This window comes from Microbacter sp. GSS18 (assembly GCA_029319145.1).
Taxonomy (GTDB): domain Bacteria; phylum Actinomycetota; class Actinomycetes; order Actinomycetales; family Microbacteriaceae; genus Microbacterium.
Map to the genome: position 1 here is coordinate 571613 of CP119753.1, position 17410 is coordinate 589022.

Sequence of the window (17410 nt, forward strand, 5' to 3'; positions counted from 1 at the left end):
CTGCCTGGAGGAGCGTCGCGCCGAGTAGAGCAGGGGGGAATGGGCGGCGACGTGTGCGCAAGCGGACGGCCGGAATCACCCGCCGCTCGCGAACGGAGAGAGCGGCCACGTGATCTCGGCGAGCACCCGTTGGCCCTCGACGCTCGGGTGGAAGTAGTCGGAGGTCGACACGTCCTTGGACTCGAAGACGTAGCCCGCGACTCGCCCGTCATCGTAGGTGCAGGTGGGGAACTTGCCGCACTCGGTGGCGAGCGCGGAGTTGTACTCGTCGACCCGATCCTGAACCGCGCCTCTCCGCTCCATGTCCGCCTGCCTCGTACTGGAGGGATTGGCGAGCATCGACTGGCAGATGCCGGCCGTCGACCAGATGAACCGTGCTGCCCACTTGCTCTTGGAGACCTCCCACATCCGGTACAGGTTGGGGACGCTCGCCACGAAGATCTGGACGTTGTCTCGATCTTCGCCGGTGGTGAAGGTCTCGAGGGCATCGTAGATGCGCTGGGCGTAGATGTCCGGGTCCGTCATCTCGGCGACGGTACTCGTGCACGCGTCGTTCGCGCCGATCTCGATGGTCATGTAGTCCGCCCCCGCGGCCACGGCCGCGGCGACCTGGGGCGCCAGATCAGCGGACGATGCCCCGACGACGGCCAGGTTCGTCGCCGTCACGTTCGACTGCAACGTGTCCTCCAGACGCAGGAGGTGGGAGTTCACGGTGGTCGAGGTGCCCGTCGCCCAGCTGTACTGCGGATATGAGCCGTATCCGGCCGCGTCGTAGGCGACCGTGATGGAGTCGCCGACGGCAGCCATCATGGACACCGATGGTGCGGGTGGGGGCGGTGGCGGGGTGGCCGGCATCGGGGCGGTGAACTCGAGCGTCGAGTCGTCGGAGAACGTCAGGGTGATCGTGACGTCGGTGGGCAGCGGGTCCGGGAGGCCGGAGAGCCTGATGTGGTAGCCGTCGAGCGCGAGGGCGAGGGTGCCGTCAACGGTGCCGTCGCCGCTCGGGATCGCGAAGCCGCTGACCGCACCTGTGCTGTCGTACAGTTCGGCCGTCGCGGGGTCGGCGGACGCCGACGAGATCGTGATGGGTGCGGTGGACGAGTTCGAGATGTCGCCGAGCACGGCGTAGTCCGAGCCGGCGGCCTCGACAGTGGCGCCCGAGACCGTGATGGACTCGGCGAGGGGTGGGGGCGGTGGCGGGGTGGCCGGCATCGGGGCGGTGAACTCGAGCGTCGAGTCGTCGGAGAACGTCAGGGTGATCGTGACGTCGGTGGGCAGCGGGTCCGGGAGGCCGGAGAGCCTGATGTGGTAGCCGTCGAGCGCGAGGGCGAGGGTGCCGTCAACGGTGCCGTCGCCGCCCGGGATCGCGAAGCCGCTGACCGCACCTGTGCTGTCGTACAGTTCGGCCGTCGCGGGGTCGGCGGACGCCGACGAGATCGTGATGGGTGCGGTGGACGAGTTCGAGATGTCGCCGAGCACGGCGTAGTCCGAGCCGGCGGCCTCGACAGTGGCGCCCGAGACCGTGATGGACTCGGCGAGGGGTGGGGGCGGTGGCGGGGTGGCCGGCATCGGGGCGGTGAACTCGAGCGTCGAGTCGTCGGAGAACGTCAGGGTGATCGTGACGTCGGTGGGCAGCGGGTCCGGGAGGCCGGAGAGCCTGATGTGGTAGCCGTCGAGCGCGAGGGCGAGGGTGCCGTCAACGGTGCCGTCGCCGCCCGGGATCGCGAAGCCGCTGACCGCACCTGTGCTGTCGTACAGTTCGGCCGTCGCGGGGTCGGCGGACGCCGACGAGATCGTGATGGGTGCGGTGGACGAGTTCGAGATGTCGCCGAGCACGGCGTAGTCCGAGCCGGCGGCCTCGACAGTGGCGCCCGAGACCGTGATGGACTCGGCGAGGGGTGGGGGCGGTGGCGGGGTGGCCGGCATCGGGGCGGTGAACTCGAGCGTCGAGTCGTCTGAGAACGTCAGGGTGATGGTGACGTCGGTGGGCAGCGGGTCCGGGAGGTCGGAGAGCCTGATGTGGTAGCCGTCGAGCGCGAGGGCGAGGGTGCCGCGGGCTGGGACCACGAACTCAGTTTCCGCGCCGGTGGTCCCGTCCAGCAGCTGCGCCGTCGCACCGACGTCGGCCGACGCCGACACGATACTGATGTCGGTCTTGGACGAGTTCGAGATGTCGCCGAGCACCGCGTAGGCCGAGCCCGCCGCCTCGACAGTGGCTCCCGAGACCGTCGCGGCAGATGCGCTCGGCTTGCCCTTGCCCGCGGGCGGCGCGGCGACCGCGGGCGATGCGATCGCCGCAGTCGCGACGAGCGCGGCGAGCGAGAGGGTGGCGGCGAAGGCGACGAATCGCCCACTTCCATAGGCCATGTCGGCTCCTCGGTTCCCCAGTCGCGCGCACCCTTGCCCCCGTGCGCCCGTGATGCGCGTCATTGTCCTCTCGGCCGCGCGCGAGGTCAACGGGTGCACCTCAGCCGCCCGCGCGTGCGGCGCACTCCACGCACCGCTGCGCGGTGGGGCGCACCTCGAGGCGAGCGTCCGGGATCGCGCGGCCGCAGTCGACGCACACACCGTAAGCGCCGGCGCGAAGCCGTTCCTGCGCCTGCTGGATGTCGGAGAGCTCTGCGGCTGCGGCCGTGCGAAGCCCTTCCAGGCGCGACCATTCGGCGGAGAGGGTGTCGCCCTCGGGGTCGTGCTCGTCGTCGGCCGACTCCGCCGCACGCTCTCGGCGGAGTTCGGCGATCTCGTCTTCGAGCTGCGCGTGGCGGCGCTCGGCGCTCGCGCGGTGGTCGGCGAGGATGCGGGCGGCCGACGGCCCGCCGGTGTCGGACACGCAGACGAGGCTAGCCGACACCGCCGACCGCGTGCGGTGCGGCGTGCGCGCGGCAGTCGGCGCACCTCCGTGACGATCTGGCGGCGCACCGGGTCCGCGTGGCGGATCGTCTACCGCCCGGGGACCGAGGTCTGCGGCGACGGGGCCTGAGCGCGCCGTCCAGGGGTCTTCGCGCGCTTGGAGGGCTCAGGCCCGACTCGCCCGCGCTGAGGCCGTGAAGGTCACCTCGCTCCACAGTCCGCCCTCGTCGACGGTGACGTCCGGCCCCTCGGGGTCGTCGGCGCGGATGACGTGGGTGTCGAGCTCCTCCAGCTCGTCGAGCAGCTTGTGCTCGGGGATGGACGGCCACTGCGGAACCAGCCGGAAGGGCATCATCGCGACGTGCCCGCGGCCGAGGAGCTCCTCGGTGACGTACTCCTTGGGAGTGGCGTTGTGCGAGCCGTGGTGCCCGACTTTGTAGAAGGCCGGATCGGTCACGAGCGCCCGGGACTCGGGGTCGTCGAGCACATGCTTCCACGCGCCGTACTGCGAGTCGCCGACGAACACCAGTCGCGTGCCGTCGACATCGAGCACGAAGTAGACACTCGTGTTGTTCACGGCGCGCTCGAGAACCGAGGATGCCGCCAGCAGCTCATCGGCCTCGTCCGCGAGGGGGCTGAGATTCAGCGCCTTCTGCGCCTCTTGGAGCACTGACGGCACCTCGTCGTCCACCGCGCCGAACGGCACCGCGTAGGCCGGCTCGAAGGGCGGCTGGTCCTCGTCGTCCGCGAGCCGCTCCTCGGCCGTCAGTTGCAGCCACCGGACGGCCTTGGGCGGATTCATGCGCTTGAGGTCGTCGTGGTCGCGCGAGGGACCGAGAAGGTGGACGACGGTGCGGGGGATCGGCGTCGGCACCACGTTCTCCACCGGATCGACGGCCGGCACGTACCGCACGGTCGGGGTGTTCTTGAACGACAGCCCGTTCTGCCCCAGCAGACGATCGCGGGCGATGTCGTTGCCCGACGAGTTGGCCGCGAAGACCGCCGCCAGCGTGAGCGCGTCACGCGCGCGCGGGTCCTCGGCGGCGGCGAGCCGCTGCGACGCATCGCCGATGAGGGCGCTCAGCGCGTGGGCCGTCTGCACCTGCCCGGTTCGCAGCGCCCGGGCGTCGGCGTCGTCGGCGTCCTCGATGAACGGCACCCACACTTCGCCGACCTCGACTTCCTCCCACGCGGGATCGGCGAACCCGGCGATGTGGTCGGCGTGATGGTGCGTGGCGACCACGACGTCCAGGCGCGGCGGCGACCCGGCGGGGGAGACCGCGATCAGGTCGTCGATGATCGCCCGCACCGACTCGGCGATCGGGCGGGCCTGACTCGAGCGAGAGACACCGCAGTCCACCAGCATCCGCCACACCTTCTTCGACCGCGAGACCGTCACGACGAACGCATCGCCGAAGCCCACGTTGTACATGCGCACCGTCGCGGTCGTCCTGGTCTTGGTCATGACGCTTCCTCCTCGGTCGCGTCCTGCTGCTTCTCGTGCGGCGCGTCCTGAGCCTGCACCGCCTCGGCTGCGTGGAAGCGCGCGAAGTTCAGCCGGTTCACGGCGGGCTCTGTGAACCACGGCGTCAGCGGGTCGTCCTCGGCGACCTTCTCCTGCCAGTCCTCGAGGCGGCGGAGCCGCTCGACGCCCATCGCGTGGAAGTGCCGGACGACGTCCGAGCTCGTGTGACATCGATCGGCGATGTCGGCGATCAGCGCGATGAGCTCGTCCGCGCGCTTCTCGGCGTCGCGGGCGAGTGCGGCGGCCTCGTCGTGGGTCGGGTCCTCGGCGGCGAGCTGCGCGGCCTTCGCGGCCCTCGCAGCGGCCTCCGCCCGGCTCACGGCCGCGAACGGCAGGGGCTTGGGAACCAGATGCTCGACCGTTCCGCTCACACGGGCGATCACCGTCGTCGCGGCGTGGATCGGCACGCGCTCGGCCGTGCTCGCCTCGGCATCCTCGAGATCCTCGCGGCGCTGGACCAGCTGGACGACGGCGACCGGGCGGGACTGCCCGTCTGCGGCGTTGAGGTAGGCGACGTGGAAGCCCTTGACCTGGATGGCGTCGTCGGGGTCCAGCCCCAGCGCCGCCGCGTGTGCGCTCGCCCACCCGTGCAGCTCCGAAGCGATGTGGGCGGTGCGGTCGGCGGACTCGTCTGCCTCGCGCGACCCGTCGTCGCCGGAGCCGCGCTCGCTGACGTCGAGCCGGCGGGTGGCGTCGATGATCAGCGCGCTGAGGTCGGCGCGGCCGGGCCCGGTCGCGAGATTGAGCGGGTGGGCGGGCCTGTCCCATGCGAGCGCTTCATCGGCGAGGGACGTGACGCCGGTGGGACGGATGCCGCGGCGGCGCAGCGCCTCGACGAGCGTCGAGCGCAGGCGGTTATCGTCGTCGGGGAACAGTGCGCGGTCGGCGGTCACGATCGCCTTGACCACATCGCCGAGGGTCACGTCGACGACGGGAAGGAACTCGAAGGCGCGCACCACCATCCCGAGGAACCGGTCGGCCAGGCGCACCGCCTGCTTGGACGCGAGATCGACGAGGTCCGGCGGCAGGGCGCCCGGAGGCAGCACGCCGCTTCCGCCGGTCGCGAGACGCCGCAGGCCCGAGATGGCCTCCTTGTAGGTGTCGACGTACGCGTCGAACACGGCGGCGACGAAGCACGCACCGCGCGCGTGCGGCTCGGTCGCCTTCAGGAACGCGTCGGGAGTGCGCTTGCCCTTGACGGCGTTGCGCAGCGCTTCGCCGCGCCCCGTCGACTCGCCGAACTCCTTCGCCAAGTCCAGCAGCGCATCGGCCTGGCTGAGCTCGGCCCGCGAGGTCGCGATCGCGTCCGTGACCACTTCGGGGAACAGGAAGTGGTGGAACAGCGCGACGAGGTCGGCGAACGCCTCGTGCCACGCGTACACGTCGGGGTTCGTGGCGTGCTGATAGAGCGGGCGCTGACGGTTCACGATGGCGTGAGTGACCTCGTGGGCGATGATGTCGACCGACAGGCAGGTGAACATCAGCTGACCCGGCAGATTGGCCCCCGGGTCGCTCGCCGAGGCGCGGTAGTAGCCGAACAGCACGGCGTTTCGTGAGGGATCGAAGTAGGCGTTGCGGCCCTCGAAGGCGTGCGGGACGAGCCGCAGCCTCTCGTCCCCGATCCACCGGAACCGCTGCCCGCCGAATCGCTCGAACCGCTCGATGACGCTCATGGCCACCGCGTACACGATCTGCTGGTGCGTGCGCGGGTCGCTCTCGGAAGGTCGCATGCCCTGCTGGGCGAGGATGAACGGGTCGTTGAGGTCGACGGGCCGGTACCACACGCGGCGGGCCGGGTCGTAGTCGACGACGTCGACCAGGCCGCCGGCGGGCCCGGGCTGCAGGTCCGTCTCAAACGGGACGTCGACGCGCAGGTAGCGGCTCGTCAGCCGCGTCGACATCGGGTCGAAGGCGAACGCCCGAAGCACGCGCCGGCTGGGCGTCGGGACCGCGGGGGCGACGGGTGGTGCGTCGTCGACATCGGTGACCATGGTGACCTCCTCCTCGAGGGGCGAGAGCGGCCCGTGGCGTCCTCTGATACCAGGGGTACCAGACAAGCCCCCTACAGATCGCCCCAATCGTTGGCGGGGCTGATCATCCGCGCGACGGCGTCGCCCTCGATGACCAGAAGAATGAAGTCGACGCCGGTCGTGCCGGGTCTCATCAGCGACTCGGTGCCCGGGGCCTCGCGCACCTGCACGATCAGCGAATCCGGCAGGGCGCTGTCCTCGGTCGCGCCGAGGGCGATCGCGTCGGCGGTCGTCATGCCGACCTCCACCCCCTCGGTCGTGCGCAGCTCGAGCGGGCCCGCGGTCGCCGAGGCGATCCACACGGTCGCGGGTCCGTCGTCGATCACCGACACCGAGACGTCGCCCCAGTCGTAGAAGGTGATCGGGTAGCCCTGCGCATTCGGGACGCCGGCCGGCGTCGATCCGAGTGCGTCGCCGAGGAACGAGAGCATCCCCGCGCCGTCGTCGAACGTCGCCTGCCCCACCACGTCGCCGGCGCTGTCGACGAGGTCGACGCCGTCGACCGACACCTCGAGCGCGGCGGGCTCGGGCTCCGGGGTCGGAGCGGGGGATGCCGTGGCGGGCGGTGAGGCGGATGCCGTCGGCGCGGGAGGCTGGACGCAGGCGGAGAGCATCGCCGAGAGGAGCACGAGGACGACGGTCGAGGGAACGAGACGGATCGAACGGGCGACACTCACGGAGTCATCCGGTGGTCGATCGGGTGGTGGCGGCCGCGAGCGCGGAGATCGCAGCGAGCGTCACCGACGGGACGGGGCGAGACATGGTGGCTCCTGACGTGACTTTCGGCATGCGCCGCGCCCCCAGAGCTCGCGGCGACCGCGGGATCACGGCCGATTATTCTCCCCGGGCCGATGCCGGTCAACGGGCCGTGCGAGGATGGGGACATGCGTCGAAACCGAGCCCTCCGCGTCCTGCGCGGCTCGGTGGCGGCATCCGTGGCGACGTTCCTCGCGCTCATGTCCCATGTCGCCGGCGGGGGAGCCGCCCCCGGCTGGCTCGGCGTCGCCGTGCCCTGGGTGCTCTCGGTGGCGATCTGCACGCTGCTCGCGGGGCGCGCGCTCTCGCTCGTCCGGCTGGCTGTGGGCGTCATCGCCAGCCAGCTGCTCTTCCACGGCCTGTTCGTGCTCGGAGCGGTCGCGCCCGGTGCGACAGCGACCCCCGGCCACCACCACGGCGAAGCGCTCGTGCTGTCGGCCGAGGCGATCGGCGTCCCCCTGGCCGCCGATCCGCTGATGTGGATCGCGCACGGTATCGCGGCGATCATCACCATCGCCGCCCTGTACCGCGGCGAGCATGCCCTCGCGACGCTGCTGAGCCTCGCCGCTCGGCTGGGGTCGTGGTTCGGGCGCGCCGTGGCACGCGCGCTGGCACCCCTCACCCCCATCGGGCGGGGTGCGCGTCTGCATGTCGATGTCCGCCACCCGGCGGCTCCGCTCGGACTGCGCGGCGGCACCGTCTGCCGCCGCGGTCCACCGCTCCTCCCTGTGATCTGAGTCCTGCCGCACCGGCCCCGTCCCCGGGGTCGGTCCGTCGCGCCGCCCTCCGGCGGCCGATCCGCACACTCGCCCACGGGGAAGGTCCCACATGTCCGCCGTCCGTCTTCTGTCGCGCCTGGCCGCCGGCGCCGCGCTCGCCGCGGCGTTCGCGCTGGGCACCGCCGCTCCGGCATCCGCCCACGATGATCTCGTCCGCAGCGACCCGGCCGAGGATGCCGCGCTCGCCGCGGCGCCCGCCGAGGTCACTCTGGAGTTCTCCGACGAGGTGCTCACGATCGGTGCGGTGATCGTCGTCGCCGATGCGTCGGGCGCCGATTGGGTCGATGGCGAACTCGAGGTCCGCGAGGGCACCGTCGTGGCGCACCTGGCGGACGGGATGCCGGATGCCGGCTACGAGGTGCGCTGGCGCGTCGTGTCGGCCGACGGGCATCCCATCAGCGGCCTCATCCCGTTCACCGTGGGGGACGCCGATCCGCTCGTTCGCGATGCGTCCGCGGATGCGGCGGGCGGCTCCGGAGCCGGGGACGGCTCGGCCGCCGGCGCCACGCCGACTCAGATCACACAGGAGGGCGGCATCCCGCGTGTCGTCCTGATCGGCGGAGCCGGGGCGGCCGTGGCCGCCGCCGGATTCGCCGCCTTCACCCTCATCCGCCGCCGCGCGAGAGTCGCCGGCGGCTCCGACCCCTCGGCCGACGCGGCCGGGTCGGAAGACCGAAAGGAACTCCTGTGATCGCACGCACCACCCGCCTCGGCGCTCTCGCCCTCGCCGCCGCTCTCGCCCTGACCGGCTGCGCGAGCGGCTCGGCCGCCGACGCCGACACCGCCCCTGCCCTGGCCGAGGCCGACACCGTCACCGTCTCGGACGCGTGGGTGAAGGCCGCCGACGAGGGCATGACGGGCGCCTTCGCCGCGCTGACGAACGACGGCGCCGCCGACGTCACCGTCGTCGCGGCATCGACCGACGCGGCCGCGATGGTCGAGCTGCACGAGACGGCCATGGGCGACGACGGCGAGATGGCGATGAGCGAAGTCGACGGCGGCTTCCTCATCGCGGCGGGCGGCACCCGGGCGCTCGAGCCCGGTGCCGACCACATCATGCTGATGAGCCTCACCGGTCCGCTCGTGGCCGGCGACGAGGTCACCGTCACGCTGACGTTCGCCGACGAGTCCACGCTGGAGTTCACCGCCCCGGTGAAGGACTACACCGGCGCGAACGAGAACTACGTCGGCGGCGACGACACGGAGATGGACGAGTGAAGCGCTCCGACCGGGCACCGCGCCCCGGTCGGGCGGCGTCGACCCGGCGGCAGTTCCTCCTCGGAGGGGCTGTCGTCGGGGCCGGTGCCGCGGCGGCGATCGGGATCGACTACGCGCTGTCGGCAACGGATGCCGAGGCGACGGCCTCGGCGGCCGCGCCGCTGAACGGCACCGTCACGGTCCCGTTCCACGGGGTCCACCAGGCCGGGATCGACACCGACGCGCAGGCGCACGGCCTGTTCGTCGCGTTCGATCTGAACGACGACGTCGACCGCGACGGTCTCAGACGCCTCATGCGGATCCTCACCGACGATGCCCGTCGTCTCACGCAGGGCGAGCCGGCGCTGGCCGACTCCGAGCCGGAGCTCGCCGTCGCGCCGGCGCGGCTCACCGTCACCTTCGGATTCGGGCCCGGCTTCGTCGAGCGGGCCGGCGGCGAGGGCCCCGCGTGGCTGCGGCCGCTCCCCGCCTTCTCGATCGACCGGCTGGCGGGGACCCACGACGGCGGCGATCTGCTGCTGCAGATCGCCGCGGACGACGCCCTCACCGTCGCTCACGCCTCGCGCATGCTTCTGAAGGACGCCCGCAGCTTCGCCGCGGTTCGCTGGACCCAGATCGGCTTCCGTCGCGCGCACGGGTCGGTGGCCCCCGGCACGACGATGCGGAACCTCTTCGGCCAGGTCGACGGGACCGCGAACCCGGCACCCGGCACCGCGGACTTCGACCGCGTCGTGTGGAGCTCCGACGGCTGGCTCGCCGGAGGCACGGGCATGGTCGTCCGACGCATCGCCATGGACCTCGAAGGCTGGGACGAGCTGGACCGGCCGGGTCGCGAGCAGTCGGTCGGCCGCACGCTCGCCACGGGCGCGCCGCTGACCGGCACCGACGAGCACGACGAGCCCGACTTCGCCGCGACCGACGCGATCGGGTTCCCGGTGATCCCCGAGTTCTCGCACATGCGGCGGTCGCGCAGCGAGGACGGGTCCGAACGGATCTTCCGGCGGGGCTACAACTACGACGAGTCGCCGCCGACGGGGGAGATCTCCGACGCGGGCCTGGTGTTCGTGTCGTTCCAGGCCGATGTCGACCGCCAGTTCGTGCCCATCCAGAGGCGTCTGGACGAGCTCGACCTGCTGAACCGGTGGACGACGCCCATCGGCTCGGCGGTCTTCGCCATCCCGCCCGGATGCCGGGCGGACGGCTATGTCGGCGAGACGCTGCTGGCCTGATCTCCGGGGTGTCCGCGCATCCGCCCGGATGGCACCATGAGGTCATGCCGGAGTCTCCCGAGGTGGACGCGCTCGTCGGTTTCCTCGATGCCGCCCTCCGCGGGCGCCGCATCACCGGGATCGACGTGATGGAGTTCCGTGCCTGGAAGAGCCGCGACCGGCCGTCGACGTCGCTCGTGGGGGCTGTCGTGACGGGGGTCCGTCGCTTCGGCAAGCACGTCGCGCTGCTGACCGCGCGCGGCGATCTCGTGGTGAGTCTCGGACGCGCCGGATGGATGCGCGTGCGCCCGGCCGGGGACGAGGACGCTGCGGGCGAGGACGACTCTCCGGCCATCGTGCGGTTCGGCCTCGATGACGGCACGACGCTCGAGGCGACGGATGCGGGGGAGTGGCTGTCGATCGCCGTGTCCGCCGCCGACGATGCGGCCCAGGTCGACGCCGTCGCGCGGCTCGGCCCCGATCCGCTCGGTCCGGCGTACACGCGCGCGGACTTCGACCGCGCGCTGGGCGCGCGGCGCAAGCAGCTGAAGGCGCTGCTGCAGGAGCAGCAGAGCATCGCCGGAATCGGCAACGCGTACTCGGACGAGATCCTCCACACAGCGCGGCTGTCTCCGATCGCGCACGCCGCCGATCTCGACGCCGCCGAGCGGGACCGGCTCCACGATGCGGTCCGCTCGGTGCTCGCGGGTGCTGCCGCGGCGCGGCGCGGCATCCCGATCGCACAGCAGAAGGCGGCCAAGGTCGCAGCCATGCGCGTGCACGGGCGCACGGGGGAGCCCTGCCCGGTGTGCGGCACCGCGATCGCCGACATCCCGGGGTCGAAGGCCTCCGCCCAGTACTGCCCGGGGTGTCAGACCGGTGGTGTCCCGCTCAGTGGGTGAGATCCGGCGCCGCCGGCGCGCCCGCCCGCCGCGGGATGTGGTTGCATGGAGCGCATGTCGACGTCATCGCTTCCCACGCCTTCGCTCCAGCCCGTCCCCGACGAGAAGAACCTGCTCGCCTCCGACGAGGGCGCCTCGTGCTGCGGCGGCGGCTGCTGCGGCTGAGCATCGCGTCAGCGCGCCCCGCCCGGATCAGTGCGTCCCGGCGGGGAGCTCCTCGCCCGACTCGTCGGGCTTCCGGATCAGCGACGCGCTGATCAGCAGCGGCACCGAGACGATCGCGGCCAGCAGGAACGCCGCGTGCGTCCCGGCCACGCCCGCGGCCTGCTCGCCGAGATCCGCGGCCACGCCGGCCGCCGTGACGCCGGAGAAGATGGTCACCAGCAGGGCGATGCCCGCGGCGCCGCCCACCTGCTGTGTGGTCGCCAGCACGGCCGATCCGTACGAGTAGAACCGGCGGTCGAGCGACGCCAGGGAGGCCGTGAAGAGGGGTGTGAACGACATCGCCAGGCCGAGGGAGAGAACGGTCTGCGCGATCGCGATGGTGATGACCGTCGTCGATGCGTCGTATGTCGTGTAGAACCACAGCATCGCGCTCGTGAGGGCGGTGCCGGGGATCAGCAGGACGCGGGTGCCCCACCGGTCGTAGATCCGGCCGATGACGGGGCCGGCGAGACCCATGACGAGCGCACCCGGCAGGATGACCAGCCCGGTCTCGAGCGCCGAGACGCCCAGCACGCTCTGCATGAACAGCGGCAGCAGCGTGATGGTCCCGAAGAACGCTATCGACATGACGAGCATGTGGACGATCGCGAGCGTGAAGTTGGCCGAGCGGAAGACCCGGAGATCCAGCAGCGCGTCGTCGATCCGCTGCAGACGACGCTGGCGGAGCACGAACAGCGTGAGCGCCACGGCGGCGACCGACAGCGAGACCCACAGCGCCACCGCCGAGACGGCGCCGGCCGCAGCCTCCGACGCGGTCTCGCCACCGTGCCCGGCGGCGCCGCCGATCTGACTCAGCCCGAAGACGAGTCCGCCGAACCCGAACGCCGACAGCACCACCGACAGCACGTCGATGGGCGCGTGCGTCGTCTCGCCCAGGTTGACCACCCAGCGGGCACCGGCGAGCAGCGCCAGGAGGGCGATCGGGAGGACCACGCCGAAGATCGAGCGCCAGCCCACGGCGTCCAGGAGGAATCCCGACAGCGTCGGCCCGATGGCCGGCGCGAGCGAGATCACGACGCTGACACGTCCCATCATGCGACCGCGCGAGGCGGGCGGGACCAGTTCCATGAGCGTCGTCATGAGCAGCGGCATCATGATCGCCGTGCCCGACGCCTGGACGACGCGGGCGACCAGCAGCACCTCGAAGCCGGGAGCCAGCAGGGCGATGAGGGTTCCCAGAGAGAACAGCGACATCGCGGCGATGAACATCGCGCGCGTCGTGAAGCGGCGGAGCAGGAACCCGGTGATGGGGATGACCACGGCCATCGTGAGCATGAACGCCGTGGTGAGCCACTGCGCCGCGAGCGCCGTGATGCCCAGGTCGTCGATGAGGTGCGGGATCGCCACGCCCATCGTCGTCTCGTTGAGGATCGCGACGAAGGCCGCGGCGAGCAGCAACCAGATGACGCGGCTCTGCTCGGCGCTGAGCCTCTGCCCCGACGCCGCGGGGACCGGGATGCTGCCCGTGCCGCTCGTCCCTGTCGCTGTCATGCCCATCCCCCACGGCCCGTCGATTCCGGCGAAGCCACCCGAGGATGGCAAGCGTTCAGGATAACCTCGCACGCACGTGGGACATTCCCGGCGCCCGCCGCACGCCGCGGCGCGACGCGGGGACCGGGTCGTTCGGCGACGTCAGTCGCCGTCGGGCGCGCCCCAATCCTCGGAGCCGATCGCGTCGGTCGGCTCGGGGGTGGGCTCGTCGCGGAGGGCCTCCGTGGGGAGGGGGCTGATCAGCTCCTCCTCGGGGATCTTCTTCAGTTCGTCGATCTCTTCGCGGAGGGCCTCGAGGTCCTCGCCGTCGGGGATGTCGCCGTTGCCGCTCATAGGGCCGAGCCTAGTGTCTTCGGGCGCGGATAGGCTGGGCCCTCATGAGCATGGGCATGCGTGGCGGCGGAGGCGGCCACGGCGGGGGGCCGCCGGCGTTCCGAGGGGTCGACATCGAGGCGCAGAAGCGGCTGAACGCCCAGGCGCCGCGCATCCCTCGCCTCGGCGCCCGCGTCGTCGAGCTGTTCCGCCCGTACACCGGCCGGATCACGGTGACGGCGCTGCTGGTGATCGCCGGCGCCGCGATCGCGGTGATCCCTCCGCTGATCGTCCAGCGCGTCTTCGACGATGCGCTGTTCCCGCTCGACGGCGGCTCGCCCGACATCCCGCTGCTGTGGGAGCTCGTCGGGGCGATGATCGGCCTGTTCCTGCTGTCGGCCGCCGTCGGCGTGGTGCAGACGTGGCTGACCTCGACGGTCGGCAACCGCGTCACCGGCGACCTTCGCGTGCGCCTGTTCGACCACCTGCAGGCAATGGAGCTGGGCTTCTTCACCCGCACCAAGACGGGTGTCATCCAGTCGCGGCTGCAGAACGACGTCGGCGGAGTGTCGGGCGTGCTCACGAACACCGTCACGAGCATCCTCGGCAACGCCGTCACCGTGATCGCCTCCCTGGTCGCGATGGTCATCATCGACTGGCGCCTCACGCTCATCGCGGTCGTGATGATGCCCTTCCTCGTGATCGTGCAGCGGCGCGTCGGCCAGGTGCGCGCGCGCATCGCGGGCGAGACGCAGGAATCGCTGTCGGAGCTGACCGCCATCACGCAGGAGACCCTCAGCGTGTCGGGGATCCTGCTGTCGAAGTCGTTCAACCGCCAGCGGACCGAGTCCGCCCGCTACGGCGACGAGAACGTGAACCAGGTGCGGCTGCAGGTGCGCCGCGCCATGAGCGGGCAGGGCTTCTTCGCGGTCGTCCAGGTGATGATGGCGAGCGTCCCGGCGGTGATCTACCTGGTCGCGGGCTACTTCGTGGTCGGTGGCGCCGACACGATCACGGCGGGAACGATCGTCGCCTTCACGACGGTTCAGGCGCGCCTGCTGATGCCGCTCATGGGTCTCATGCGCGTGGCACTCGACCTGCAGACCTCGTCGGCGCTGTTCGCCCGCATCTTCGAGTACCTCGACCTCGTCCCGGCGATCACCGATGCCCCGGACGCGATCGACGTCGACGAGGCGCCCGGGCCGGTGGGGCGCATCGAGTTCCGCGATGTCGTGTTCCGCTACCCGGATGCCGGGCAGGACGCCCGCGCGACGCTCGACGGCGTGAGCTTCGTCGCCGAGCCGGGGCGGCACGTGGCGTTCGTGGGGCCGTCGGGCGCCGGCAAGACCACGATCCTGTACCTCACGCCGCGTCTGTACGAGGCGACGGGCGGCAGCGTGATGTTCGCCGGCGCCGACGTGCGCCGGCTGCGGCAGGAGTCGATCATCGACCACGTCGGCATCGTCTCGCAGGAGACGTACCTGTTCCACGCGAGCATCCGCGAGAACCTCCGCTACGCCAAGCCCGACGCCTCGGACGCCGAGATCGAGGCGGCATGCCGCGCCGCCAACATCCACCACGTCATCGACGCGTTCGAGGACGGGTACGACACCGTCGTGGGCGAGCGCGGCTACCGGCTGTCGGGCGGCGAGAAGCAGCGCATCGCGATCGCGCGCGTGCTCCTGAAGGATCCGCCCGTCCTGCTGCTGGACGAGGCGACATCGGCGCTGGACACCGTGTCGGAGCGCGTCGTGCAGGACGCCATCGATGCGGCCGCCCGCGGGCGCACCACCCTGACCATCGCCCACCGGCTCTCGACCGTCGTGGGCGCCGACCGGATCCACGTGGTCGAGGCGGGCCGCATCGTCGAGACCGGCACGCACGCCGAGCTGCTGGCGGCGGGGGGACTCTACGCCGATCTCGCGGCCGAGCAGCTGGCGGCATCGCGCGTCATCGACGCCGAGGAGGCCGCGGAGTCGGGCCGGTCGGGCTGACCGCGTCGGCTCGCTCTCACCAGAGGGTGGCGGCGGCCGTCGGCTGCGTGAGGTCGGTCACGGGGTCCGCATCGCGGGCGAGCAGGTCGCGCACGAAGGACCCGAGGATCCGCCGGTACCGGTCGTCGGGGTGATCCCGCGCGATCGTCAGCAGCGGCGGAAGGTCGAGGTGCTGGATCAGGGCGACGCGCGACTGCACGGCGGCGTCGAGGCCGGCGGACTCGAGAACCGCGATGCCGCCACGCAGCGCATCGAGGTAGTCCGTCAGGATCGCCGGGTCCGCGGTGCGCTGGGTGATCGAGGACCCGTCGGCGCGCTCGCGCCACTCGACCACCACGTCGGGCACGACGTCGATGCCGCGGGCGCGCGTGTAGAGCAGCTGGGCAACGACCTGGTCCTCGTACGCCCGGCCCTCGGGAAAGCGGACACCCTCACGTCGCCACAGGTCGATGCGGCTGAGCTTGGACCACGCGACGATGTTCCCGGCGAGGTCGGGGTGCTCGGCCAGCGAGGTGCCGGTGCGGCCGGGGTGGGTCGCGGCGGCCACCCACGGCTGGACGTCGCCCGGCTCGTAGGCGCCCGCGCCGGACGGACGCAGCCGGACGTACGCGCCCACCGCGACTTCGCTGCCGCTCGCGGTGATGGTTCGCACGAGCGCGTCGAGCGCGTCGGGCCGCAGCCGGTCGTCGGCGTCGAGGAAGCCCACGAGGCTCGTCGTGACGAGATCGAGACCCGCGTTGCGTGCCGCGCCGAGCCCGAGGCGCCGGTCCAGGTGCACGACACGGAACCGCGGGTCGCGCGCCGCGGCGTCGTCGAAGACGGCTCCGGTCGCGTCGGACGATGCGTCGTCGACGAGGATCGCGGTCCACGCCCGGAACGTCTGAGCCTCGAGCGATGCGATCGCCTCGCCCGCGTACTCCTCGACGTCGAATCCGGGGACGACCACCGTGACGATCGGGTCGTGTGGCGCGGTCACGCGCCCGATTGTACGGCCGTCACCGAGGCCTCGAGCGCGTCGGCGACCTGATCGAGCGATGCCTGGAGCGACCGAGGGAAGGTGAACCGCACCGAGGTGCGCGCGATGTCCGGGGCGATCCCCAGCGCGACGAGCACGTGCGACGGCTCGTCGCTGCCCGCCGCACACGCCGAGCCGCTCGAGGAGACGATGCCGCGCCGCTCGAGCTCGAGCAGCACGGCCTCCCCGCTCGTCCCCTCGAACGTGAAGCTCGCCGTCCCCGGCAGCCTGTCGAGCGGATCACCGGTGAGGCGCGCCGAGGGGATGTCCGCCAGCACGCGGGCGATGAACGCGTCGCGCAGCGGCGCGACGCGGGCGGCGGCGTCGGCGCGCTCGGCCTCGGCGAGCTCGAGGGCGACCGCGAGCCCGACGGCTCCCGCGACGTCCTCCGTGCCGCTGCGGCGCTCGCGCTGCTGGCCGCCGCCGTGGATGAGCGGCTCGAGGGGCACGCGTCCCCGGATGCCGAGCACCCCGGTCCCCTTGGGGGCGCCGATCTTGTGGCCGGCCACCGCGATCGCGGCGTAGCCCAATTCGTCGGCCGCGAGAGGCAGCCACCCGGCCGCCTGCACGGCATCGATGTGGAGCGGCACGCCGCGGGCCCGCGAGACGGCGGCGATCGCGGGCACGTCCTGCACCGTGCCGATCTCGTTGTTCGCGTAGCCGAGGCTCACCAGGGCGGTGTCGGCCCGCAGCGCGTCGGCGACGGCATCCGGATCCACGCGCCCGCGGGCATCCACCGGAACGTAGGTGATCTCGAACCCGTGGAACCGCTGCAGGTAGGCGGCGGACTCGAGCACCGACTCGTGCTCGATCGGCGACGTGACCACGTGCCGGGCCCCGCGGTGCTGCCACGCGGCCAGCGCGATGCCCTTGATCGCGAGGTTGTTCGCCTCGGTGCCGCCCGAGGTGAACACGACGTCGCCCGGGCGCATGCCGAGCACCCGCGCGACGCGCCGTCTCGCGTCGTCGAGTGCCGCCGCGGCCTGCTCGCCGACGGTGTGATGACTCGAGGGGTTGCCGAAGACCTGTGTCAGGTACGGCGTCATCGCCTCGAGCACCTCGCGTCGGATCGGCGTGGTCGCGGCGTTGTCGAGGTAGAGCATGC

Annotated in this window: 15 protein-coding genes; 6 read left to right on the forward strand and 9 right to left on the reverse strand. The window is 72.0% G+C overall.

Annotation, left to right across the window (positions count from 1 at the left end):
* Window positions 1–75: 75 nt before the first annotated feature.
* From P0L94_02690 to P0L94_02710, 5 genes are all read right to left on the reverse strand, one after another.
* On the reverse strand, window positions 76–2367 hold the full coding sequence (locus P0L94_02690; protein ID WES64989.1) for a copper chaperone PCu(A)C: 2292 nt from the start codon (window positions 2365–2367) through the stop codon (window positions 76–78).
* 100 nt (window positions 2368–2467) lie between these two features.
* Window positions 2468–2830, reverse strand: coding sequence for a TraR/DksA family transcriptional regulator (locus P0L94_02695; GenBank protein WES64990.1), 363 nt, complete (start codon window positions 2828–2830; stop codon window positions 2468–2470).
* Between the two features lie 186 nt (window positions 2831–3016).
* On the reverse strand, window positions 3017–4315 hold the full coding sequence (locus P0L94_02700; protein ID WES64991.1) for an MBL fold metallo-hydrolase: 1299 nt from the start codon (window positions 4313–4315) through the stop codon (window positions 3017–3019).
* Window positions 4312–6366: a hypothetical protein gene (locus P0L94_02705; GenBank protein ID WES64992.1), complete on the reverse strand. Its 2055-nt coding sequence runs from the start codon at window positions 6364–6366 to the stop codon at window positions 4312–4314. The genes P0L94_02700 and P0L94_02705 overlap by 4 nt, the downstream gene beginning before the upstream one ends.
* 71 nt (window positions 6367–6437) lie before the next feature.
* Window positions 6438–7082: a hypothetical protein gene (locus tag P0L94_02710; protein ID WES64993.1), complete on the reverse strand. Its 645-nt coding sequence runs from the start codon at window positions 7080–7082 to the stop codon at window positions 6438–6440.
* 207 nt (window positions 7083–7289) lie between these two features.
* On the opposite strand from P0L94_02710, the gene P0L94_02715 reads away from it, so the two are divergent.
* The 5 genes from P0L94_02715 to P0L94_02735 all read left to right on the forward strand — a co-directional run bounded on the left by P0L94_02715 (window position 7290) and on the right by P0L94_02735 (window position 11268).
* Window positions 7290–7898, forward strand: a complete 609-nt coding sequence (locus P0L94_02715) for a hypothetical protein (GenBank protein ID WES64994.1) — start codon at window positions 7290–7292, stop codon at window positions 7896–7898.
* A gap of 91 nt (window positions 7899–7989) precedes the next feature.
* Window positions 7990–8631: a copper resistance protein CopC gene (locus P0L94_02720; GenBank protein ID WES64995.1), complete on the forward strand. Its 642-nt coding sequence runs from the start codon at window positions 7990–7992 to the stop codon at window positions 8629–8631.
* On the forward strand, window positions 8628–9158 hold the full coding sequence (locus P0L94_02725) for a copper chaperone PCu(A)C (protein ID WES64996.1): 531 nt from the start codon (window positions 8628–8630) through the stop codon (window positions 9156–9158). The genes P0L94_02720 and P0L94_02725 overlap by 4 nt, the downstream gene beginning before the upstream one ends.
* Window positions 9155–10387: a Dyp-type peroxidase gene (locus tag P0L94_02730; protein WES64997.1), complete on the forward strand. Its 1233-nt coding sequence runs from the start codon at window positions 9155–9157 to the stop codon at window positions 10385–10387. The genes P0L94_02725 and P0L94_02730 overlap by 4 nt, the downstream gene beginning before the upstream one ends.
* A gap of 44 nt (window positions 10388–10431) precedes the next feature.
* On the forward strand, window positions 10432–11268 hold the full coding sequence (locus P0L94_02735) for a DNA-formamidopyrimidine glycosylase family protein (GenBank protein ID WES64998.1): 837 nt from the start codon (window positions 10432–10434) through the stop codon (window positions 11266–11268).
* 192 nt (window positions 11269–11460) lie between these two features.
* Here the strand turns inward: P0L94_02735 and P0L94_02740 are convergent, their stop codons facing one another.
* Window positions 11461–13035 carry an MDR family MFS transporter gene (locus P0L94_02740; GenBank protein ID WES64999.1) on the reverse strand — a complete coding sequence of 525 codons (1575 nt, stop codon included), beginning with the start codon at window positions 13033–13035 and terminating at the stop codon, window positions 11461–11463.
* Window positions 13036–13125: 90 nt separating this feature from the next.
* Complete coding sequence (locus tag P0L94_02745; protein WES65000.1) at window positions 13126–13317, reverse strand: hypothetical protein; 192 nt, start codon at window positions 13315–13317, stop codon at window positions 13126–13128.
* A 44-nt stretch (window positions 13318–13361) separates the two neighbouring features.
* Here P0L94_02745 and P0L94_02750 point away from each other — a divergent pair, with 44 nt between their 5' ends.
* Window positions 13362–15290 (forward strand): ABC transporter ATP-binding protein, encoded by a 1929-nt coding sequence (locus P0L94_02750; GenBank protein WES65001.1) that lies wholly within the window; start codon window positions 13362–13364, stop codon window positions 15288–15290.
* A gap of 16 nt (window positions 15291–15306) precedes the next feature.
* Here P0L94_02750 and P0L94_02755 read toward each other — a convergent pair whose 3' ends face one another.
* Together P0L94_02755 and P0L94_02760 are read right to left on the reverse strand one after the other, a co-directional pair.
* On the reverse strand, window positions 15307–16266 hold the full coding sequence (locus P0L94_02755; protein WES65002.1) for a glycosyltransferase family 2 protein: 960 nt from the start codon (window positions 16264–16266) through the stop codon (window positions 15307–15309).
* Window positions 16263–17408 (reverse strand): cysteine desulfurase family protein, encoded by a 1146-nt coding sequence (locus P0L94_02760; GenBank protein WES65003.1) that lies wholly within the window; start codon window positions 17406–17408, stop codon window positions 16263–16265. The genes P0L94_02755 and P0L94_02760 overlap by 4 nt, the downstream gene beginning before the upstream one ends.
* Between the last annotated feature and the right edge of the window lie 2 nt (window positions 17409–17410).